The organism is Brevibacterium aurantiacum (assembly GCF_900169065.1).
Lineage (GTDB): Bacteria > Actinomycetota > Actinomycetes > Actinomycetales > Brevibacteriaceae > Brevibacterium > Brevibacterium aurantiacum.
In genome coordinates, this window is record NZ_FXZB01000040.1 from 1 (window position 1) to 23,334 (window position 23,334).

Here is a 23,334-nt window from a genome sequence, read left to right on the forward strand (position 1 = left end):
ATGCGCTTTACGGGACGTCATTCAGCGTCGAGGACGGGACTGGAATCCGGAAAGGGTGGGGCGGACGATCAGGGTGAAATCCAGATCCAACACGCTGGCCCCATACACACATTCTTGCCGCTAACCCGAAACTGCCTCGAGTACGACGTCCCACATTGTGAGGAAGTCAGACGGAATCCGTTCCTCTGCGTCTGGCATGCTTCGCAGTTCATCGATCTGGTTCGCGATCTTTGCGAGTTCGCGGGGCTGCCGAGTCGCATGCATGAGCGGTTCGAACAGCACGACGGCCGGGAGCCCGCCATCGGGCGGTGAGTTCCAGTCCAGAATCATCGACGTGGAAGAATCGGCCTCACCCCGCACTTCTGATGCCACGGTGTGTGTGGTGGGGTCGAGCCCCAACAGCAGCGCGAGATATCTCAATACGCTGGCGGGGTTAGAGAGGATCGCTGCTAATGCAGCCTTACGCCGGTCGACGGCATCACCTGTCAACTCACAGGTAATCACGCACCGACGGGTGACAGTTCCTGAACTGTACGCAGCAGTCGTCTCGACTGCAAGGAACGCTGTGATGCTGACCGGGGCGACGACCCATGGACGATCGGTTCGCAAATCTCGTATATCCGTATCGACGGTATAGAGCCACACCTGAGTCGTCTCGGAGAGATCGTCGGCCGGTGGTTCCAACACCAGTTCGGCAGACACCGATTCCTCGTCGACGATCGATAAGTGCAGTACAGGCTTGCTGCGGGCGAGTTGCCGGTGGAAGTTCTCTATCCGGTAGCGTACGCCGCGCTCAGCGTCAGTTTCGGGTTCCCAACGTTCAGGTGTGTATGGCTCGATGATGGAGGACAGTCCCACCTCTCCGTCGCCAGCGCTCAATACTTCGTCGACTCCGGTCATACTCGTGGGACCGTGTAGAACAACGTTGAACTCCACATTCCGCGTCCAGGCAGATTGAGTGAAGTTCGCACTCCCGGTCACTGTCAAGGATTCGCCATCATGCCGGTCAATGATTGCAGTCTTCGCGTGAAGCCCGGTCTCAAAACCCCGTGTCGGAGCTCGTCGCTCGTCATCTGTATCGGGTTCCGCCTCGTCGTCGGGGTGATCAGCTGCTGCGTGCAAGACGAAAGTGTCCCAGGATGCCAAACCTTTCCGTCCTAGTTCGTTCATGGAATCCGCTCGAGAGATCAACATTGCGTCGGGGGCAGCGGCACGCGCGACTTCCAGCTGCGTGGCGGCAAGGAACGGGCTGATGATGAGGGTCCGCGCCGCAGACTGAGGGAAGGACCATGATGCTTCGCCCACGCCCATCGGGACAAGTTCTCCCAGGGTAAATGGTGGCGGCGCAGTCAGCCGAACAGTGGATAGCGATGTCGCAAGGTCTTCAACCTCGTTTCTGCGCTTGCGAGAGATGGGTCTGGTGCTCAAGTCTGGAAGGGCTCTGATGAATTCTGCAGCTGGGATCGCGTTGATCTCACCATCCGAAGCCTCTTCCAGAACCAGGACTGTGTCCCATGAGGAGTCCTGTGTAAGGTTTCGACTTGTCACAATGACCCGATGATGGACCTCGTTGTCATCGTTCGCGAACCGGACGGCCCACATTTTGGGGTGGAAACTCCCTTCCTGGTCTGGAGGTTCGACTTCTAGGACGCTGTCCTCAAGAAATGCAAAGATCCTGCTGTGGGATTTCGGAATGTGAATTCCACCGGCTTGGACGAACACCGTCGTGCGGTCAACGTGGCGTTGTACCGCGTCCAGAGTCGCGATCGGATTGTTCGCTGCCGCGGTTCCGACGTCATCAGCACTTGCCATGGCGAACGACATCGGTGCGACGAGGATCGACTCCAGGGTCAATGAATAGGTCGTAGTCACTGCATAGTCGATCTCGAATCCAGGCGGTGGACGCAATGCGTCGGTCAGGAGCACCTGGTCGTCGGGGTTGAGCATCAGTCGGTGGTCCTCACGTCATAGAGATCCTGCAGATGCCGGGCCACGTAGTTCCATCGGAAGTTATTGCGGCCTGTTCCAGCCGCTCCCGACCACGCATCAAGTGCTCGCCGATTGCCAGGCGCGAGGCGGGCTCGTGCCCCTTTCTTCTCGCGCTCACGGGAAATGATCCGCTGGATGACCTCAGCTGATTCGATGAGTTGGTCTGCGTTGGCCGCAGCGTTGACCGACGCGATCCATTCGCGCACGAACACTGTGGTGGAACGGGACAGCGCCCGACCGGTCGCACTCACCATCAGCCATATCTGGTTCTGATCTTCAGCAGTGGGAGTGCCTTCCCGCTGCGTCTCGTCGAACCATTCGTGGATCCGGTCGATGTAGTGCTCTTCGTAGGTCATTTCATCGTCGATGTGGCGGCCTGTCCGGCGGGCAAGGATGAGATTGTAGACGAGGCTGGCCCCGTGGACGGCGATAGCGTACTTATTCGCCCGAGTTACAAGGCCCTGCAGAGCCTGCGGAAGGTCGGCCACGATCTCAGGGGACGCGAAAGTCGCGGGCGCACTCTCGAAGTCAACCCATGAAGCCGGCTGGTTCTCGACCAGGTGTGCCAGGAGAGAACCCGGGGCATAATGAGTAATCGCCTCCCGCAGGAACTGCTCATCCTCCGGTCGCAAAGCGAATTCAGCAGCATTCAGTAAGTCGGTTGGCGCTGCGGGGAGCCTTTCGTGCAACCCCGTCGGGGTGAGTTCAAGTGCCACTTCGGGATCGTCCGCGCGAGGAAGCACGCGCTTCTGCTCTCGCCGCAGCACGCAGCGTTCGAAATACTCCCGCACGGTGAAACCGCGCTCGAAGACGCCCCAGGTCGAGAGCAGTCCCCAGTAGACAGTCGAGGCCGTGCGTTTAAGGTCCGCACCGGCCATGCGCCCAATCACTCCCGCGGACTCCCCTCCGTTGAGAAGCGACTGTGTCAGTTGGAACTCACTGCGTGTGAAGGCACCGGACATTTCCGAGACTGTCGCGTTGCGATCGCTCGCGAGCTGCAACGTCCATGGGACAAAAAGTGCGTATCGAATGCGAGTGTGCAATGTCGACGTTCCAGGGAAGAGCGTGTCAGAGAACGCATCACGAATCCCGCCAAGCCCCAGGTCATCGATCGTCGTCGAATCACGAAACTGGTCCACGACTTCCATCATGCGACGGCGTTGCTCCGCATCCGTCGCTACCCATCCGAACACTGAAGTCATAGACACATCCTTCTTTATGGCACGGCTCAGGCGCGAATTGCCGTGCCGCCGATCAGCCTTCATCAGCCTTTCCCTTCATCCACAGAATCACATCGCGCGCGAAGCGTGGAGAGCTCTTGGTAATCTGCAACATCCTGAACCGCCTGTGCCCGTTCTTCTGTTGGAGGCCAGAGAGAACTGCCCATAGGCGGACAGCAGAAATGCCCGTTCCAGATCATGAGCATCGCCCCAGTGGTGGTCACGATTTCTGCCTATTCGCCCATGTAGAACCTTCGTCAAGTGGGGCAGCCCCGAACCACTCAGGGATGATGACAATGTCGAATCGAACAACATCCACCCCGAAAGGGTTCGGGGCTGCGCATCACGTCTGACTGAGAAAATATGGAATTTGAGAGCGTCATCGAGATCCGCTGAGTTCTCGGCTCTGATGCTCAAAGCGAACATTGCGAACGGGTGCCGAGCGTGCCCGGCTCTATTAGTCCAGTGCTCGTGCCGAGGGGCGAAGATCCTCAGTCAACCAGTTCGCGTCCTGACGCTGCCCTCCACGCAATGTGGTCAAGAGCGCGAGGATCGACGTTCATTGTCTTCGCCGTTTCGGTGATGAGTTCGACCGCCCGTGGGCCGTCCAGATCCGCTTCTTCACCGAGTGCGTCAGCGAGGAATCGGAGAATCATACGGTCGGGTTTGACGGAAGGCATTCCTGCCAGGATGAGCAGATAGTTATAGGTCACGCCGGAACTCTGACTCGGCAATCGCTTCCACCCGCGAAGAACCTCGTTGTCGAGAGGTTTGTCCTTCACGTGGGCGACCAGATCAGGAACAGTGTCGATTCCGAGCTCCTCCATGAGAGCGACAGCCTGTTCGATAATCTCGGCCTTCAACGGAGCTCCTGGCCGGGTGTGAGCAGGCTTGAGGTTGTTGGCAATCGACGTCGCCCACTCGCGTGCTCCTCCAGCGTTTTGGATCGAGCGAGCGAGTTCTTGCGCTCCGTCCTGCGCACCACCTGACGCTTTGTAGCGTTCGATCACATTGACCACCGACGAGTAGTGAGAGCCCGTGGAGTAGATCGAATCGATGATGCACAACGCCAGGCTGTTCGGATAGCCCTCCGGAGTTGTCCATAGATTCGAATCACCGAGGTGGGTCTCGCAGTACTCGACCAGGGTTTTGATCTCGGTTTCGGTGACAGTCATGTTTCAATCCGTTCACTGGGGAAACTGGTTGTCGCTAACACTACATCTGACCTCTGACACTAGGCTGCCGGCGCCGAATCAGCGTGTGTGCTGCGCCTATCTACTCGCGCGACAACTCCGTTTGGCGAAACCCCGCCGCCCTACTACTGTCGTCATCAGGTGGTCAGGGAGGAGCAAGGATGCACATCAAGTTCGGGTGGGCCCTCGACCGAGCCCCGTGGCAGTCTCACCGCGACACTCGTAGCTCCCACACCACCAACACGAATCCCACCGGCACGACGGTCGTCACAGGTCCGCTCGGCCTTCTCGGCATCCTGCAGACCCGGCTGGGGACTACGCGTCCGAGCGTCAACCGTCCGATCCGCATTGCCCAGTACCGATCGCTCATGTCCGAGGCCGATCACCTTTGGTATCAACGTTCCTTCGCCGACGATCCGTGGAATACCGCCCACCATCTCCTACGACTTCGCGATGATGCCGTCGAGGCAGGCTGGCAGCCTGCCACAGACGAGGAGACCTACACCGAACACCCACGACTCGACGCTCTGGCTGCGGTGGAACAGTTGGTGCGCCTCGGGCCAGCCCATGACCCGAGCGCGAATCTCACACCCGGCAGGGCTGACGACCTGTGCGAAGTTCTCACCTTCCTCCGCCAACATGGCTCGAGCTGGCCGCTGGGCATCGACACGATCGAGTTGCAGGACCGAGCGACTGATCTTCCGAACACGTGGCAGACCATCCTCGAGGTCCTGGATGCCGCAGGCGTCACCATCACCGAGGCGACCGTGAAATCCGGAGTACCCGAGCTGACCATCGTCCGCGGACCAGATGCATGGTCGACCGCCGAGGCCGCCGCGCGCTGGCTGTCCAACACCACTGACCGCGCCAAACTCTGCATCATCGCCGGAGACTCCACCAACATCCTCGACCACGAGCTCTCCCGCCGAGGCACCCCGACACTCGGCATTCCCCGCACCTCGGCAATGAGCCCGGCCGGTCAGGTCCTGCCGGTCTTCCTCAGCGCCATCCTGCCACCAACAGACATCCGGCACGTGGCGGAGTTCCTCGACCTCTCCTTCGGTACCCCTGACGCGGAATCACCAGCGAAGGCTCTCATTCCCCGCTCAGTATCCTCCGCGCTCCTGACCGCGCTGACGAAGGAACCAGGAATCTCCGGCGACCCAGACTCCGCCTGGATGACAGCCCTGCGCGACCTCCAGGACCGCGCCGACACGGCACCTGAGACCAGAGCAAAGGCAGCAGAAACCGCACACACCATCGACAGACTCATCCGCCTGACACCACCGGTCATCGACAACGACCTCGTCCTTCTCACAACACTCCACCCAGCGTTGAATTGGCTGGCAGATCGTCTGCGCGCACTCTCACACAACCCCGACGACGCGACGCCAGACAGCACCAGGACCAAAGCCTTCATCGCCGAAGCGGCCGGTCACGTCGACTCTTTCCGTGAAGCGCTGGACCACCTGCCTGCAGAGGAACTTCGTGTCCGTGAGCTCTTCGACATCGCCGATGTCTGCGCCCCCACAGCACCACACATTACTGCAGAGGCGATCGCGGCGAAGTGGACAGTGGTCTCCGATCCGGCGGAAGTTCCAGAAGATTGCGACACGATCCTCTGGTGGTCCTCTCACCGCAACGAGGGCGATGGAAATGAAGTGTGGGACCCCGAGGAGGCCAACGCTCTATCCCTCGCCGGCGCTCAGATCTCGACCGCGACCGAGAGGGAGCGCCTGCACCAAGCCGCTGCGCTGCGTGGCATTCGCACGGCCGCCACGGTGATCTGCTTCTGCCCCGATCGCATTCGCGGCCAGGAGACGTCACTCCATCCCTCCCTCTCCCGTTTGGCCGAAGACATCGCCGTCACCTATCCCGGACGATTCACCACAACAGGCGTTGATGCAGTTCTCGATGACGCCTCAATCACCCGTCCGGTTTCCACACTGCACGAAACCGGAACCTGGAGACTGGGTGAGGTCTCTGCACCCCTCGACGAGGTGGCTGCACAGACCATCACCCCGCCGAGCACCGTTTCTCGTTCCCTGGACGGCGACTTCACCCACCTCCTTCCCGAAAGGCTGTCGTTCACCCAGATCGAACAGCTGCTGAGTGACCCATTGGGTTGGACGCTGGAGCGAGCCCTCGGTATCAAACGCGGTTTCTCTTTCGACGTTCCGACCGGCAATCGCATGATCGGCACGTTCGTCCACGCAATCGTCGAGGAACTCGTCGGCAGGGGAGCGCCGACGGATGGAGCAGTCCCGTCACCCCAGGTGATTGCAGAAACCTTCGACCGGTTCGTCCCGCGGTTCGCCTCCGAGCTGCTCCTTCCGGGGCAGAAGGCTCGGCTCGGGACGATCCGCTCCAAAGTGCTTGCCTCGCTGGCATCCCTGTTCACCACTGTGCAGGAATGCGGTATCACCCTCACCCGCGCCGAGGCGGCCTTCACTCACGCTTGGGAGCTCACTGTCAGTGGCGGGCCTTGGACCGTGGCGTTGGGTGGAATGCGCGACTTGGAAGGGGCAATCGACGCTGGCCGCCCCGTGATCATCGATCTCAAATGGGCGAATTCGGGCAAGCGCTACCGCACCATGGTTGATGACGGCGAAGCCGTGCAGCTGAGCGTCTACTCCCACACGGCCGAAGGCAGTGGCGACGGAAATCCGCTGACCGCCTACTTCCTGCTCAAGCAGGGTCGTTTCGTCTCCACCGACTCCGCTCTTGACCCGGACTTCACCGGCGGATCAGGCGAGACGGATGATAGCGGGGCCAACCTCGGCGGGGATCCGACTGGTCTGTGGCCGCGTATCGAGGCGTCCGTCGAAGACGCCCTGACGAAGATCGCCACCGGACGCTTCGAATCGTTGAGTGCCGATGCCTACGCCGACTTCGGCATCAGACCGGGGGAGAAGAACACGGAGCTGAACAAAGCGATCAAGTCGATCAAAGACGAGATCACCGAAGAGGGCCGACTCTTCATCGACAAACCGCAGACATTCAGTGCCTTCAACCTCATCTACGGCATCGCTGGAGACCCCTCATGAGCGTCCACGTCATCACCGCTTCGGCCGGTTCGGGAAAAACCTATAAACTCACCGAGGTTCTCTCTGCGCGGTTGACGGACAAACCAGCCGATGGCAGTGCCCCATTGCGGGCCAGCGAAGTCATCGCAACCACCTTCACGGTTCGTGCCGCAGCGGATCTGGTTGAGAAGACACAGAAGCGACTCCTCGACGACTCGAACACCACCGCGGCTGAGGAGATCGGCACGGCACTCATCGGGACGATCAACTCGGTCTCCGGCAGGCTCGTCACCGACTACGCGATCGATGCCGGGTATTCTCCCGAGCTGCGTGTACTCGATGAGACCGAGCAGGCGATGGTCTTCACCGCGGCCGTTGATGACGTCATTGCCGGCGCCGAGGCGACCCACCGGGATCTTCTTCTACGCACCGGTCACAACGGCAGCCCAGGTGAGGCCAACCAGTGGGGGCATGGTCCCGTCGTGTGGTCCGATCTCGTTAAGTCAGTGGCCGCAGCTGCACGGGCGAACCACCTCGGCGAGGCGGAACTGCGTGAATCGGCGGAAGCCTCTGCCGGGCTCTTCCTCTCGGCGCTGCCTAAGACACGAATCGATGGTCGCCAAACCTGGCGAGACTGCCTGGCCAGCGATATCGACGAACTCCGTGGTGCACTGCGCATCGTCCAAGGCGAAGAGTCTGACCCGACAGTGGAGCCACGGGTGACGGTGGCCAAGGGAAGCATCGGCAATGTCGAAGGCAGCATCATCACCCTTGACCGTTTCCTCCGTGACCTCGACACCCACGCCGAGGCTGACGACCCCTTCGCACGGATTCCCTGGTCGACGTGGGCCAAGGTCGCCGAAACGAAATACCCGAAGGCCCCTGGTGGAAAAGAGCTGGGCAAGGTCCCCAAGCAGGTGCTCGAGCCATCGAGTGCGGCTCTTGTCACCGGTGAGCTGTTGGCCAATGCTGCCTTCCACGACGATGTCGAGGCTCTCGTTCGTCTCGTCATCGACACGGCGATCGCTTCACTGACTGCTTATGAGGAGCACAAGAACCGTCTGGGCGTCATGGACTTCGTCGATCAGGAGGTCCGTGCCCTCGACCTGCTGCGGACGAACGATCGGGTTCGGCGTTCCGTCGCCTCGAGGTTCCGGCTGCTGGCGGTCGACGAGTTCCAGGACTCCTCACCGATCCAGCTGGCGATCTTCATGGAACTGGCAGAGCTCGTCGACGAAGTCGTCTGGGTCGGAGATCGCAAACAGGCGATCTATGGGTTCCGTGGAGCGGACCCGGAGCTGATGAACGACGTCTTCTCCGCCCTCATCGACGGAGAGACCGAGCTGGGGACGGCAACGACGGAGAACCTCGACGCCTCATGGCGGTCAACCGATCCACCGCTGGACCTGTCGAATGCGATCTTCAGTTCCGTCTTCGCCGAACAGCCCGAGGATGAAGTCGTCCTCAGCATTCCGCCTCAGCGCCAGGCCCACCGAGAGATCGGCGGACGTGAACTTTGGGTGCCGAATACGGACAAGGGCGGGGCCACACGCTCAAACAGCAGAATGGTCCAGGCAATCGCCGAGGGTGTCGCCGACTTCCTCTCACGTTCACCACAGCTGCCAGGCCGTGACGCCGGCGTCGGTGACATCACAGTCCTCGTGCGCACGAACACCCAGGTCGGCAGAGTCGTCAACGAACTCCACACGCGAGGAATCCCCGCCGTCGGATCGACCACCGATCTCCTCGCGACCAGGGAAGGGCAGCTCGTCGCCGCCGGCCTGGCAGCGGTAGTCGATCCCGAGGACGGCGTTGCGCTCGCCGAACTCGTCACGCTCCTGGCCGATCACGAAAGGCACGACACGTGGTTCGACGATGCCGTGCACATCACCGACAAGCAGCAGCGCCGGGCTCAATCGGCAACCTGGTGGTCCGACCCTGCGCTCGCCGCACTGGCAGAGCTGGCAACTCATGCCTCTCAGCACACATCGGTCGAGCTGCTGCTCGCCGTCATCGACGCCCTTGACCTGCCACAGCGGATCAAAGCGTGGTCGACCCCGGAGACGAGGCTCGCCACCCTCGATGCGCTCAGCCAGATCGCTGCGGAATACGAGGACGCCTCTCCCCAAACACGGATGCCGGTGACACCGGCAGGACTGCTCGAACACCTCGACGAGGCTGCACGCGCATACGAGCAGACGACAGCTCACGATGCCGTGCTCGTGACGACGATGCACCAGTCGAAGGGCCTGCAATGGCCCGTCGTCATCGTGGGAGTCTCCGCTGCCAAGGACTACGGCCACCGCGAGGTCACTGTGGAGAAAGCCCTGGTCTTCGACGCCAGACATCCCCTCGCGAACCGATCCCTGCGGCTGTTGCCTCGAGTCCTCAGCAATTACGAGCCTCTGAAGGAACGGCTGGGACAGACCGGCACGGTACGTCGCAGCACCGAATCCGAATGCAATGAGACAGCCCGCTTGCTCTACGTCGCCCTGACCCGAGCAGAATGTCACAGCGTCATGGCCTTCGGTGATCCCACCGGTCAGAACAATGTGCTCGGCGCAGCCGTCGATGAGGAGCTGTTGACCTGGGATCTGCCGGAAGTCGGCGATGATTCAACTCCCGCTGCCAATGAAGCAGGGGAGCTGCGGATCGCGAACCGTCGTGCAACAGGCAGCGGCAGCGCGTCAGTCCATACAAGTCTGCCGATCCGAATCGGCGCATATCCACTGTCTTCCGAGGCGACACAGGAGACGATGCCACCACCGCAGTCCTTCTATGCCCATACCGATGTCCCCGTTCGCCGGCTCGCACAGGAGACTGTCGGTCTTCCTGCCCACTTCACTGCCAGCAGCGTCGGTTCCGGGGGTATTGACGCCGAGGTGAGCGTCCTCGCGAATCTGGGGGAGCCGCTCGTCGACAAGGGCGGGAAAGACTGGGATCGCATCGGCGATGCGGTGCATGCCTATCTTGGCCTGCCATTGGCATCCTTGCAAGAGGAGACTGTGAGAGAGGTCGGCGAACGGATTATAGACCGGTGGAATGCCGGCACAGTGCTCTCGCCAGAGGTGCTGGTCGAGATCGGCCGCCGCTGGACCGGATGGATCGAGGCAACGTTCCCCGGCGCCGAGGTGCTCACGGAGCAGCCGATCGCCTGGCGCAACGAGAATGACCAGGTGATGGAAGGCTGGATTGACGTTCTATTGAAACTCCCGAACGGCGATCAAATCCTCATCGACCACAAGACCTATCCCGGCACCGACCCCATAGGCCAAATCCGCGAGAACTACCTCGGGCAGCTAGAGACGTATTCACGCGCCATTGCGCCGAGCGTAGGACGTCCCTCCCAAGTTCTCGTGCACTTGCCGCTGCTTAGCACGGTAATCGCGGTCAGAACGTTCCCCCGGAGCGGGTGAGGGGCACCCAAAGCACTCGTGGCATGGAGGGAGATCGGCGAACGAGCCTCGGTAGCAATCTTCTCGCGACGTACAGCTTCACTAAGATGGCGAGTATGACGGACTCAGACCAGGCGACGGGACTGCAGGCACGACGCGCATCAGCGACGCGGCCCTCATCTCCGACGGCGGTAGGCATGCGGACGTCTCTAACGAGCGGAGTACATCTACCAGCAGGCGGGCGGGCCCAACCAAGCTCTACCTTTCGACTGGGAGCGGGCTGATGTGAGGCGGAACCGCGCCTCGCACTAGCCCTCATAGCCTACAGGATGCCGGAGCTCTGCAACTAGCTATCGGAGCCGGGAAGACTCTCGAGACCAGACTCTAGCTTTCGTTTTGAGGCTTCGAGTAAGGCCGAGGAAACGGCCCTATCCCAGCTTCCAAACCGATGGGACAAAGTTGATCCCACCGGACGTCCGTTTTCCCGGGCCCAATGACTGTATTCCAAATAGCGAATTTGGTGATGTTCTAAAGCATATTCAATCAGTGGTTCTAGCAAACTCTGATCGCTGACCGCACCCCGCGCTCCTCGTGTTCCAGTCCGACCTCCAGCAGCTTCGACCAACTGCACCCACGAAAGTCTGGCGCGTTTCATCAGTGTTTGAGCCTTCGGTCTGTCGAAATCCTGAGCCCAAGTGTTGTAGGCGGCGATAGTCAAAACAGAACCAATACTGGCAATCGCTTCGGCCAACACATCGACCGGATCTGCGCCAATTTTCACCAAGGTTGCCCAGTCTCGCTGGTTGCGAACTTCGGCCACCCACTTAGGATCAAAATCGGCTATTCGACTTCCGGCAACCTTTTGGCCGGTTACTGATAGTTCACTCCATGAAAGCCCAAGCCTCACGCGAATCAACGCAGCTGAAGGCATGCCCTGACTTCCGGACAACCAGGTTGCGAACGAGTCATAGCTGTAATTGTTTCGGTCGAAACTGAAGAACTCAATAACAGCTGCCCATAGATCTTCGTCCGAATGCTGTCGTTCGCGATCAACAGAGTAGGAACCTTCAATATTTGCCTTCTCCAGCGCAGCTGACCAGCTTCCAAATCGAATAGTTGGTGTCTGGCGACTTGGCCCACCTCTAGCCATGCTCCACTTCTCGAAGTCCATGGAGACAGTGGACCCCGTAGCTAAATGAAACTGACGGAGAATCTCAATCAGATCATTATCAGTCCAATTTTGCCTGCGTTCGCTTGCAGTATGAAATGAATGGAGGTTCGATCGTTTTCCAAGCAGCTTAGACACAACCTTCACAGGAAGGCCCAGCTGTTCAGCGGCGTTCTGTTTAGCTACGCCAGGGTTGGCATATGACCATTTTAGTACCTTGTCCCGATCAAGCTCAGTTTTCTGCCGCCGCTCGTCATCCGCAATGACCTTTCGGGCATGGCGAAGCTCGGAAGTCTTCCAACCGGATAGATTAATCAACTGGCGGACACGTTCGCGCGTGAGATCGTAGTCCTTCCCAATTGCGTCCAAGGTTTCGCCCAGCACGTACTGCTTGGCCATTTCGACTTCGCGTTCTGCTCCGTGCGGAAGGTCGGCCTTTGCCTGAACTTTACTGACAAGGCTTTGAGCTGCTTCGAGAGACGGATTGAAATCTGACATAAATGACTCCTTATAGACGCGTCGTTACTCGATATAGATCAGTTCTGCATTCAGCAGATTGCGAGTCCACGATGATCGGACAGATTGGTAGCTATTGAAACAGATGCTCAGTCACCGAGTTCTCGGCCTGATGCAGCCCGCCAAGCAATATGGTCAAGGGCTCGCGGGTCGACATTCATAACTTGTGCGGTCCTGGTCATGAGAGCCACTGCCCTGTCCGCGTCGAGCTCAGCCTCTTCCCCGAGAGCGGTGGCTAAGAATCTGAAGATCATGCGATCCGGCTTTACCGACGGGAGTCCTGCCAGAATAAGTAGGTAGTTGTATGTGACTCCGGAACTCTGGCTGGGGAGTCGCTTCCAATCACGGTGCACGTCGTTCTCAGTTAGCTGTCCAGCAACCTGTGCGACCAGGTCCGGAACAGTATCGATCTTGAACTTGATCATGAGATCAGCAGCCTGCTTGATGATCTCTGCTTTCAGCGGAGCTCCAGAACTCGTGTGCGCAGGTTTGAGGTTGTGCGTAATTGAGGACGCCCACTGGCGTGCTCCACCAGATTTCTGAATCGACTGAGCCAGGGCTCGAGCACCGTCACTCTCACTGCAAGCAGATATGTAACGCTCGATAACTTTGACCACTGACGAGTAGTGCGACCCAGTGGAATAGATCGAATCGATGATGCACAACGCCAAACTGTCTGGATAGCCGTCAGGAGTCCACCACAGCTGTGGATCGCCCAAATGAGCTTCACAGTACTTGACCAGCGTGTTGATCTCATTGTCTGTGACAGTCATGAGTAGTGTCCGCTCCCTCGTGAGTTGATTGTTGTCTACACTACAGATGACCTCTGACACGAACGTGCTGACGTCCAATAGTTGGCATTTTGGCAGGTGGTTGTGATGAGGAGAAGTGTTTTGGAGAATCCACTCTTTAGAGCAAATGTTAAGAGAAGTGCTGCGGCGAAGGAGCGGGTATGCGAATCATCTTCTGGTGGAATCTGGATTGAGCACTTTGCTCAAGCATTGCTGCTGGTACGACCGTTGTCACCGGTCCGCACGGCTAGCTCAGTATCCTGCAAGCACCGCAGTCGGTCGAACCCCGTGTGAGCGTGAGCAAAGCAAGCATGAGCAATGTCGAGGGCAGTCTCATCACGCTCGACCGGTTCCTGCGCGACCTCGACGCCCATGCCGAGGAGGACGATCCTTTCGCGCGAATCCCATGGTCGAACTGGGCGAAAGTGGCAGAGACGAACTATTCGGCGGTGCCAGGAGGGAAGAAGCCCGGTAAGGTTCCGCAGGAACTCCTGGAGAACTCCAGTGCTGCTATCGTGTCCGAACACCTGTTGTCGAACAGTGCCTTCCACGACAACATCGGAGCTCTCGTCACCGTGGTCATTGAGACCGCAATCGCCTCACTCGGTGCCTACGAGGAGCAGAAGAACCGCCTCGGCGTGATGGATTTCGTTGACCAGGAGATTCGTGCCCTTGATCTGCTGCGTACGAATGCACGTGTGCGGGCTTCGATCGCCTCCCGCTACCGTTTACTTGCCGTCGACGAATTCCAAGACTCTTCGCCGATCCAGCTGGCGATCTTCATGGAACTGGCCGAGCTCGTCGATGAGGTCATCTGGGTCGGGGACCGCAAACAGGCGATCTACGGATTCCGTGGGGCCGATCCGGAACTCATGAACGAGGTCTTCGCCGCGCTCATCGACGGAACGACAGTGCTCGGTTCGGCCACCTCGGAGAACCCCGGTGCATCGTGGCGCTCAACCGAAGCGCCTCTCGAGCTGTCGAATGCCCTCTTCAGCCAGGTCTTTTCCGACCAGAAGGAAGACGAGGTGATTCTGAGCATCCCACCACAGCGTGAGCATCTGCGCAGCATCGGCAGTCGCGAATTGTGGGTTCCCAACACGGACAAGGGCAAGGACAACGCCTCGAACTCTCGGATAGCGAAGGTCATTGCCGAGGGCGTCGCTGACTTCCTCAAGCGCTCGCCACAGTTGCCGGACGGCGAAGTCTCTCAGGGAGATATCGCGGTCCTCATGCGCACGAACTCTCAGGTGGCCTCCGTCGTGAACGAGTTGCGCGCGCGAGGCATCCGCGCAGTTGGGTCGACCAGCGATCTGCTCTCCACCCGGGAAGGACAATTCGTTGCGGCCGGACTGGCAGCGGTCGTCGATCCCGATGACAGCGTGGCGCTGGCCGAACTCGTCACCCTCATGCCCGACCACCACAGCCATCACACGTGGTTCGACGATACGGCCCGGATCACCGACAAAGAAGAACGTCGTGCGCATCCGCAGGAGTGGTGGAATGATGCGGCCCTGATAGCCCTGTCCGAACTCGCGGTGAATGCCGCACACCACTCTTCGGTGGAAGTTCTCCTGCCGATCATCGATGCTCTCGACCTGCCACAGAGAATCAAAGCGTGGACGAACCCGGAAGCTCGGCTGGCGACGTTGGACGCATTGTGTCAGATCGCCGGCGAGTACGAGGATGCAGCCAAGCAGACCCGACTGCCGGTGACTCCAGCTGGATTGCTCGACCATCTCAGTGAGGCGGCGACGGCCTATGAGCAGACCTCGGCGCACGATGCTGTGCTGGTGACGACGATCCACCAGTCCAAAGGTCTGCAATGGCCGGTGGTCATCGTCGGCATTCCCATGGCCAAGGACTATGGGCATCGGGAGGTCAATGTGGAGAAGGCTCCGGTCTTCGACGCCAGGCATCCCTTGGCCAACCGCTCATTGCGGTACCTTCCCGGTGTGCTCAAGGACTATTCCCCGTTGAAAGAGCGGCTGGGAGAGCTCAACGTGGTCAGACATGCCGGCGAAGCTGAAGAACGAGAGACTGCGCGTCTGATCTACGTCGCCTTGACCAGGGCAGAGTGTCACAGCATCATGGCCTTCGGTGATCCCACGGGCAGGCGCAATGTGCTCAGTTCCGCGATTGATGACGGGCTCCTGAAGTGGGATCTGCCGCAGATCGCTGACGGATCGCTCCGTGCAGTAGACCAATCCGGCAGCTTGCAAATTGCTGATCGGCGTCAGTCAACCGGCAACGACACCGGTTCGTCTCGTGACCTGCCGATCCGGATCATTGCTTTTCCACTCGACGCCGATGACACTGGCACCGGGGTCCATGTTCCGGTCGCACCATCTTTCTATGCCAGCACGGACATTCCTACCGGAAGACCCACGAATGCCTCGCCGCGTCCTCCTGCGAGATTCACTGCGAGCGGCGTGGATTCCGAAGGCATCGATGCCGAGGTGACTATCCTTGCTGACCTGGGGGAGCCGCTCGTCGAGAAGGGTGGCAAGGACTGGGATCGCATCGGCGATGCCGTTCACGCCTACCTAGGCCTGCCACTCGCAGTCCTACCTGCTGAGGCTCTGCACTCAGCCGCCAAGAGGATCCTTTCACGGTGGGATGCCGAGGGGGTACTGAGCGCCGAAATGCTCATCGAGGTCGGCAGGCGGTGGACCGAATGGATCGATACGACCTTCCCCGGCGCCGAGGTGGTCACTGAGTCCCCGATCGCCTGGCGCAACGATGCCGGCCAGGTGATGGAAGGCTGGATCGACGCCCGTATCGTGCTGCCGACCGGCGAGCACGTCCTCGTCGATCACAAGTCCTATCCCGGCGCCGATCCGATCGGTCACATTCGGGAGAACTACCTCGGACAGCTGAGGGTCTACGGACAGTCTCTGGAATCCGCCACTGGACGAGTAACCGCTCAGACGGTGGTTCATCTGCCATTGTTGGGCAAAGTCGTCGCGGTGCTCGCTGCTGAGCCAGCAGGTCAGAACTCAAACCATATGTGAAAGGACCGTCGTGACGACAAATATTCTCGAAGTCATCGATGAGATTTGGAAAGACACCCCGTTGGATTTGGTTCGCGCCTATTACTGCGAGCAGGCCCCCTTTAATGGTGCCTACTTCGAACTGTTGGGGTCCGACGACTTTCATCCCAATGTGTTCGCCGCGGCGGACCTCTATGCGGTGTCAACCTTGTCCGTCAGCGTTCCGATCGAAGCTGGTATCTCGATTCTTCAGCGCGATTCGAAGATCTTCAACGATCTACTCGGCGAAATCCCGAATAAGCAACTTGGTCATCTATCCCGTCAGGAATTTGATAAGAGTATGGGACCAGGCTCGCCTGCACTCAATCTCTGGAACAGACTTTGTCGCAATGGCCGCGAAGAATGCAAGTGGGGAGTCGGCCCGACTACCGCCAGCAAGATCATGGCGCGTAAACGTCCTGGGTTGATCCCCATTGAAGACTCCGTGCTCGATCAAGTGCTTCAGAGAGGGAAACAGAATTCCTGGGAGATGTGGTGGAGGGCACTGCACGACGGCGGAGAAAAGTTGGAAGATCGGGCCGAGCAGATTCGTGTTGCGGTGAACCGGCCGGATTTGTCGAACCTTCGAGCCTTTGACGTTCTGCTGTGGCGCTGGGGCAAGTCAAAGGGGTACTAAACATGAAAGTACCTCCCGTGACTCCTTCGGTTGACTCTTTGTGCTCGTGAAACGGATCCGATTGATTGTCGCTTCCCATTCCGTGAAACCGATAGAGGCCTCGACGACGATCTGGCGAGCCTCAAATCGGGCCAAGCGGGGAGAACACTCGGAACAAATTCTGAACCCGGCTAGGACCGCACAATCCGCAGCTTGATCTCGAGCCCTCTGATTCCACTTAGATCCATTTCCCTTTTGCCGAAATCGAAATACCCATTCGGAACATCAATCTGTCTACCACTTTCTCCGGGATCAGGACAGTCTCCTTTAAATAGGTCGTTGTGCGCAATAGCGCATCCAGATTAGCCTCGAATGATTCCAGCACAGGGCAGTTCAACATAGGCGAGAACGTGCAGACGGTACGTGAGTCCACCGGTGAAGATTTCGGCCTCGGCATCGACTTCCATGGTCGCATGCACAAGCCGATGGCCAAGGTCCTCATCAAGGAACTTGAACCCTACCGACTCTTCTTCATCGAAGAACCTGTGCTCTCCGAACACCCCGACACCGATAGCACTAGGGAGCGACTGTTCTCTCGGTGGGACTTCCGTGAGGTGGTCGCCTCCGGTGCCGTCGACATCGTCCAGCCGGATGTCTCCCACGCCGGCGGCATCACAGAGACGCGGAAGATTGCGATGATGGCCGAAGCCTACGATGTGGCGCTCGCGCTGCACTGTCCCTTGGGGCCGATCGCGCTCGCCGCCTGCCTCCAGGTCGATGCCGGCAGCTACAACGCCTTCATCCAGGAACAGAGCCTGGGCATCCACTACAACACGAGCAACGACCTGCTCGACTACGTCACTGACCCGTCGGTGTTCAACTACGACGACGGCATGATCGACATCCCGTCCGGACCGGGTCTCGGCATCGAGGTCAACGAAGAGTACGTCATCGAACGCTCCGCAGAAGGACACCGGTGGCGCAACCCGATCTGGCGGCACACCGACGGCTCCTTCGCGGAATGGTGACGGGACGGAATCGGTAGAAGAGAAGGGTGTTCAACGATGAGCTCAAAGACTGAAGCTACGGTGTCGCGACGTGTAGCCTCACCTGGAAGAGCCCGGTGGTGGATCCTCGGATGGCTGCTCGCAGCGATGATGATCAACTACATGGATCGATCGTCACTGTCGATCGCAGCTCCACACATGATCGACGAACTCGGTCTGACCGCCGCGGACATCGGGCTGTTGGGTACTGCGTTCTCACTGACATACGCGTTCTTTCAGCTGCCAGGTGGATGGCTGACCGATCGTCTCGGTGCGAAGCCGGTATACGTCATGGCGTTGGGGCTCTGGTCGATCGCGACTGCGCTGATGGCTTTTGGCCACCACATGTGGCATTTTATGGTGTCACGAGTCCTGCTCGGAGTCTTCGAAGCCCCGGTATCGCCTACATCAGCGAAGATCGTCGCCGAGTGGTTCCCACCCCGAGAGCGCGGAGCTGCAGTCGGTGTCTACGACTCGGGAAGTAAATGGGGACCCGCCGTCGCTCCGCCGATACTGACCTTCCTCATTTTGGGGTTCGGATGGCGGGCAATGTTCGTCATCCTCGGTGTGCTCGGTGTCATCGTGGCCGTGGGCTTCTGGGTCTTCTACCGTTCCCCGGAGCACGACCGGAGGGTCTCGGCGGCTGAACTTGAGCACATCCGAGCTCGAGAAGAAGACGACAATGCCCCGACCGGTCACATCCCCTGGTTGAAGCTCTTCACCAAGCCCCAAACCTGGGCAATGGTGTTGGGGTTCGTCGCCGTCGTGTGGACACTGAACATCTTCGTGACCTTTCTGCCCCTGATGCTCAATGACATCTACTCTGTGGCCGATGCCGCACTGGGTTGGTATACGGCGATTCCATTCGCGGTCGGAGGCATCGGCGGTATCCTCGGCGGCTGGTTCACCACGAAGTATTCGCGGATGCGAGACCAGTTAGCTCCTCTGGTCTGCAAACGACAGATTGCTGCAATCTATGGCGGCGCACTCGCCGTATGCTCAGTCCTTGTCGGAGTCACCACCGGTCACTTTGTTCTCCAACTGTCGGCGATGAGCCTTGCACTGTTCTTCTGCGGAGCACTGAGCGCCGTGGGATGGTCGATCCCTGCTGATGTCGTCACTGGTAGTCGCGTCGCCTCGCTGGGATCTATCCAGAACTTCGGCGGCTACTTCGCTGGTTCACTCTCGCCTTGGCTCACCGGAGTCTTGGTGACGACCACCGACTCATACCTCGTTCCCTTCCTCCTGGGCGCCGTCGTCGCGGTAATTGCGGGAATCGCCTACCTGCTCCTGTTGCGGGCTCCGATACGCGTAACCAGCAACTCAACAGAAACCGGAAACCCGACGCCATGACGAAACTCGACACCGCAGTCGCCACTCGCCCCACACGGATCCGCTACATCATCGCGGTTCTGCTCTTCATCACCGTCGTCATCAACTACATGGACCGGGCCAACCTGTCCATCGCGATGCCGGCTCTGTCCCAGGAGTTCGACCTCACCACAGGACAACAGGGGCTGCTGCTCTCTGCGTTCGGCTGGACCTATGCGGCAATGCAGCTGCCCGGCGGATGGCTCGTCGACCGCGTGCGACCACGCGTGCTCTACGCCTCATGCCTGGTGCTGTGGTCCCTGGCCACACTCTTCATGGGAATGTCCGGCGGGTTCGTCGCACTCATTATCCTCAGGCTCATGGTCGGTGGCTTCGAAGCACCGGCTTACCCCATCAATAACAAGGTTGCGACCGCGTGGTTCCCGGAGCGTGAACGCGGACGTGTCATCGCCTTCTACACCTCGGGCCAGTTCATCGGTCTCGCACTGCTCACTCCTGTGCTGTCGTGGCTGCAGACGGTGCTCACCTGGCACTGGGTGTTCATCCTCACCGGTGTTGTCGGCCTCATCTGGGCTGCAATCTGGTGGTTCGTCTACCGCGAGCCGCGCGATAAGTCGGGAGTCAACCAGGCCGAGATCGATCTCATTGCCTCGGGCGGGGGATTGGTCGATGTCGAGACGGGCGTGAAGAAGGAGGCCAAGCCGAAGCTTAAGTGGACCGACGTCAAGGTCGTACTTACCCGACGGAAGCTCTGGGGAATCTACCTTGGTCAGTTCTGCCTGACATCGACGTTGTGGTTCTTCCTCACGTGGTTCCCAACCTACCTCGTCGACTACCGCGGAATGGACTACATCGAGTCGGGCTTCATGGCTTCTCTGCCGTTCATCGCCGCGCTCGTCGGTGTGCTTCTCTCCGGGTGGGTCTCCGACTTCATGGTGAAGAAGGGGCTGTCGCTAGGTACAGCTCGGAAGTTGCCAATCATCATTGGCCTGGCGATGACAGTGTTCATGCTCGGCGCCAACTACACGGACTCGTCGGCTTTGGTCATCGTGTTTATGTCGATCGCGTTCTTTGGAAATGGCTTCGCCTCGATCACGTGGTTGCTGGTATCAGCGTTGGCACCGGAACGACTCTTGGGTCTGACGGGCGGCATGTTCAACCTCATCGGCAACCTGTCATCAATCGCCACTCCGATCGTCATCGGATTCCTCGTCACTGACGTCGACTTTGCGCCGGCGTTTGTCTACATGGCCGCGATTACGATCGTGGGCGTGCTGTCGTACGTGTTCCTTGTCGGCAAGGTTGAGCGCGTCGAAGAATAGGGACTACATTAGACTCCGGGCGATCCGTCGGTTGCGGGCTTCAATGAACTCAATGTTCGCCTGCAGATAGTCGATGAGGTCGCCCGGAGTCTTTGGCACAGCCGGGGTCGAGAAGTCATCGAAATGATGAAAAAACCTGATCCGCGAAGCTCGGCTGTCCCAGAGGTCGTCGAGAAGGAAGAACTCGACGTACTCGTGGAAACTCGAGAACAACGCGAAAAAGTCGGCGTATCGCTGCAGTGCGGCTGACAATGGGCTCGCGTCACCACGATAGTGACGGCGGATGCACTCGAGAGTGAGGTCGAAGCGGTCGGCGATGCGCGGGTGGAATCCACGGGCGCCGTTGATTGTGGCAGCCCCATCGACGCGATTGCCAGGAAAGATGATCGCACTGCCGATCGTGTAACCGAGATCAGGTGGTAACGATTCGGACGGAATCTCCTTCAGAATTTTGGCGGCGCGCCCCTTCAACCATGTAGTAATTGCGTCACTGGAAAGCGGGAATCGTCCGAGCCTTGACTCGTGCAGAAGATAGACGCTTTCACTCTTCGTGAGTGTGAAGGTATGGCCTGACGACAGTTGCTTGCTCCAGAGAATTTGGTGATATTCGCGCAGCGTCGGGCTGAGGAGGTCGGGGTCCTTTCCTGCTGGCGTGTCATCGCGAAAGTCAAAGGTGACGTCAATCTGAGTTGTCATGTTTCAGGTCGCAGTCTTGGTTGTCGGTGTGCAACTGGTTCCTAAGACGCCAGTTTCGGCTGGTTGCACTGTGCCGATGCGAAGGACAGCAACAATCCGTCCAATTTGGCAGACTCAGTCAGTGAGTTCCCGTCCAGATGCGGCCCTCCACGCAATGTGGTCAAGTGCCCGAGGGTCGACGTTCATAGTTTTTGCCGTTTCCGTAATCAACTCGACTGCGCGCCGGCCATCCAACTCGGTCTCTTCACCAAGGGCGTGCGCAAGGAATCGGAGGATCATGCGGTCAGGTTTGACTGAAGGCATCCCCGCGAGAATGAGCAAGTAGTTATAGGTGACTCCCGAGCTTTGGCTGGGCAGACGCTTCCACTTCCGCATGACGTCATTGTCGAGTGGGTTGTCCTCCACTTTGGACCTCAAGTCGGGGACCGTATCGATACCGAGTTCGGTCATGAGTCCGGCAGCCTGTTCGATGATCTCAGCCTTCAGCTGAGCACCGGGCCGAGTATTCGCAGGCTTGAGGTTATGCGCGATCGTTGTTGCCCACTTACGAGCGCCTCCGGCCTCCTTGATAGACCTAGTAAGCGCCTGCGCCCCGTCATTCTCACCACCCGATTCTTTGTATCGTTCGATCACATTGACCACTGATGAGTAATGGGAACCCGTTGAATAGATAGAGTCGATGATGCACAATGCCAGGCTGTTCGGATATCCGTCGGGAGTCGTCCACACAGTCGGATCACCAAGGTTGGTCTCGCAGTACGTGACCAGCGTTTTGATCTCAGCGTCGGTGACAGTCATGTTTCAATCCACTCTCTTGGAAGCTCGATGTCTATAACACTACAGCTGGCCTCTGACACACGGACATGAAGCGCGAATCAAGGGACTGATGCAAAGAAGGGTGACAGCGTGAGTGTCATGCTGCGAGTGCAGCTGGCTCTATGATTGCTTCGTACTCTACTGGTGTCAATCGACCCAACCGGGCTTGTCGGCGACGTCGGTGATATGTCCGCTCGATCCAGGTCACGATCGCGATTCTCAACTGGTCGCGAGTGACCCACCGGCGACGGTCGAGAACGTTCTTCTGCAACAGGGCGAAGAACGATTCCATGGCCGCGTTATCGCCCGCTGCGCCGACTCGTCCCATCGACCCGATGATGCCGTGACGGGCCAAAGCCCGAGTGAATTTCTTCGATCTGAATTGGCTGCCGCGGTCGCTGTGCGTCACGCATCCGCCCACGTCACCGCGCCTGGTCACAGCCATCTCGAGGGCATCGACAGCCAACCGGGCCTTCATCCTCGAGCTGATCGAATAGCCGACGATGCGTGACGAGTAGGCGTCCTTGACCGCGCAGAGGTAGAGCTTGCCCTCATTCGTATGGTGCTCCGAAATGTCGGTCAACCACAGCTGGTTCGGTCCATCAGCTCTAAACTCGTGCCTGGTCCGTCCGTCGGCATCGACAACCGCGCACAGATCGTCGTGGACCGGTGGTCCCGGCTTCTTCCCGTTCTTGGCCCGGCCCTTGCCGAAGGCGGAGAACCAGTCATTGGCCGAACACAACCGCCACGCAGTGCGTGCCGCCATGGGTTGGCCGGCCGCTTCGGCTTCGTCGGCGAGGTATCGGTACCCGAACTCGGGATCATCACGGTGGGCATCGAAGAGCGCATTGGCCCGATATGCCTCAACGAGATCGGTATCAGGGACAGGCGCGGCCAGCCACCGGTAGTAGGGCTGGCGGGAGAGCTTCAAGACCCGGCACGACACCGCGACGGGGATCCCGTCGACGGCGAGCTCTCTCACGAGCGGGTAGAGCCTTTTGACGGCAGGTTCGCCTGTGACTGAATATCCGTCTTGTTGGGGGCCGTCAATCGTGAGCTCGGGGGCCAGTTGCTTGGTCGCGTGATCGTGGGCGTCGGGACCATCTATGGCGTGTGCGGGGGCCACGAACTATAAGCTCCTTTCACCGCGTGTATTGGGCACGCGGCGAAAGGAGA

14 protein-coding genes and 1 pseudogene are annotated in these 23,334 nt (G+C 59.3%); 7 read left to right on the top strand and 8 right to left on the bottom strand.

What is annotated here, in order from left to right; genetic code table 11:
• Positions 1-120: 120 nt before the first annotated feature.
• The 3 genes from BAUR9175_RS18110 to BAUR9175_RS18120 form a co-directional block, all read right to left on the bottom strand.
• Complete coding sequence (locus tag BAUR9175_RS18110; RefSeq protein ID WP_101584841.1) at positions 121-1,947, bottom strand: phospholipase D family protein; 1,827 nt, start codon at positions 1,945-1,947, stop codon at positions 121-123.
• Positions 1,947-3,254 (bottom strand): DUF6361 family protein, encoded by a 1,308-nt coding sequence (locus tag BAUR9175_RS18115; protein WP_241212332.1) that lies wholly within the window; start codon positions 3,252-3,254, stop codon positions 1,947-1,949. The genes BAUR9175_RS18110 and BAUR9175_RS18115 overlap by 1 nt, the downstream gene beginning before the upstream one ends.
• 446 nt (positions 3,255-3,700) lie before the next feature.
• Positions 3,701-4,384, bottom strand: a complete 684-nt coding sequence (locus tag BAUR9175_RS18120) for a DUF8548 family protein (RefSeq protein WP_096177810.1) — start codon at positions 4,382-4,384, stop codon at positions 3,701-3,703.
• A gap of 179 nt (positions 4,385-4,563) precedes the next feature.
• On the opposite strand from BAUR9175_RS18120, the gene BAUR9175_RS18125 reads away from it, so the two are divergent.
• Positions 4,564-7,449, top strand: a complete 2,886-nt coding sequence (locus tag BAUR9175_RS18125) for a PD-(D/E)XK nuclease family protein (protein ID WP_101584842.1) — start codon at positions 4,564-4,566, stop codon at positions 7,447-7,449.
• Positions 7,446-10,844 carry a UvrD-helicase domain-containing protein gene (locus BAUR9175_RS18130; RefSeq protein ID WP_101584844.1) on the top strand — a complete coding sequence of 1,133 codons (3,399 nt, stop codon included), beginning with the start codon at positions 7,446-7,448 and terminating at the stop codon, positions 10,842-10,844. Before BAUR9175_RS18125 ends, BAUR9175_RS18130 begins: the two co-directional genes overlap by 4 nt.
• A gap of 325 nt (positions 10,845-11,169) precedes the next feature.
• Here BAUR9175_RS18130 and BAUR9175_RS18135 read toward each other — a convergent pair whose 3' ends face one another.
• Complete coding sequence (locus BAUR9175_RS18135) at positions 11,170-12,489, bottom strand: homing endonuclease associated repeat-containing protein (protein ID WP_101584847.1); 1,320 nt, start codon at positions 12,487-12,489, stop codon at positions 11,170-11,172.
• Positions 12,490-12,596: 107 nt separating this feature from the next.
• On the bottom strand, positions 12,597-13,280 hold the full coding sequence (locus BAUR9175_RS18140; RefSeq protein WP_101584848.1) for a DUF8548 family protein: 684 nt from the start codon (positions 13,278-13,280) through the stop codon (positions 12,597-12,599).
• A gap of 314 nt (positions 13,281-13,594) precedes the next feature.
• On the opposite strand from BAUR9175_RS18140, the gene BAUR9175_RS18145 reads away from it, so the two are divergent.
• The 5 genes from BAUR9175_RS18145 to BAUR9175_RS18165 all read left to right on the top strand — a co-directional run bounded on the left by BAUR9175_RS18145 (position 13,595) and on the right by BAUR9175_RS18165 (position 20,646).
• Positions 13,595-16,312: a UvrD-helicase domain-containing protein gene (locus BAUR9175_RS18145; protein ID WP_257944375.1), complete on the top strand. Its 2,718-nt coding sequence runs from the start codon at positions 13,595-13,597 to the stop codon at positions 16,310-16,312.
• Between the two features lie 10 nt (positions 16,313-16,322).
• Entirely contained in the window at positions 16,323-16,967 is a 645-nt protein-coding gene (locus BAUR9175_RS18150; protein ID WP_096157195.1) for a DUF6308 family protein, read from the top strand.
• Between the two features lie 320 nt (positions 16,968-17,287).
• On the top strand, positions 17,288-17,974 hold the full coding sequence (dgoD, locus tag BAUR9175_RS18155) for a galactonate dehydratase (RefSeq protein ID WP_101584852.1): 687 nt from the start codon (positions 17,288-17,290) through the stop codon (positions 17,972-17,974).
• Between the two features lie 36 nt (positions 17,975-18,010).
• Positions 18,011-19,345, top strand: coding sequence for an MFS transporter (locus tag BAUR9175_RS18160; RefSeq protein ID WP_101584854.1), 1,335 nt, complete (start codon positions 18,011-18,013; stop codon positions 19,343-19,345).
• Entirely contained in the window at positions 19,342-20,646 is a 1,305-nt protein-coding gene (locus tag BAUR9175_RS18165; protein WP_101584856.1) for an MFS transporter, read from the top strand. Before BAUR9175_RS18160 ends, BAUR9175_RS18165 begins: the two co-directional genes overlap by 4 nt.
• A 3-nt stretch (positions 20,647-20,649) precedes the next feature.
• Here BAUR9175_RS18165 and BAUR9175_RS18170 read toward each other — a convergent pair whose 3' ends face one another.
• The 3 genes and pseudogenes from BAUR9175_RS18170 to BAUR9175_RS18180 all read right to left on the bottom strand — a co-directional run.
• Positions 20,650-21,342: a DUF6994 family protein gene (locus BAUR9175_RS18170; RefSeq protein ID WP_101584858.1), complete on the bottom strand. Its 693-nt coding sequence runs from the start codon at positions 21,340-21,342 to the stop codon at positions 20,650-20,652.
• Between the two features lie 114 nt (positions 21,343-21,456).
• Complete coding sequence (locus BAUR9175_RS18175; RefSeq protein WP_101584860.1) at positions 21,457-22,140, bottom strand: DUF8548 family protein; 684 nt, start codon at positions 22,138-22,140, stop codon at positions 21,457-21,459.
• 115 nt (positions 22,141-22,255) lie between these two features.
• Positions 22,256-23,158: pseudogene (locus BAUR9175_RS18180) on the bottom strand (IS3 family transposase); the annotation flags it as partial.
• Positions 23,159-23,334 lie beyond the last annotated feature (176 nt).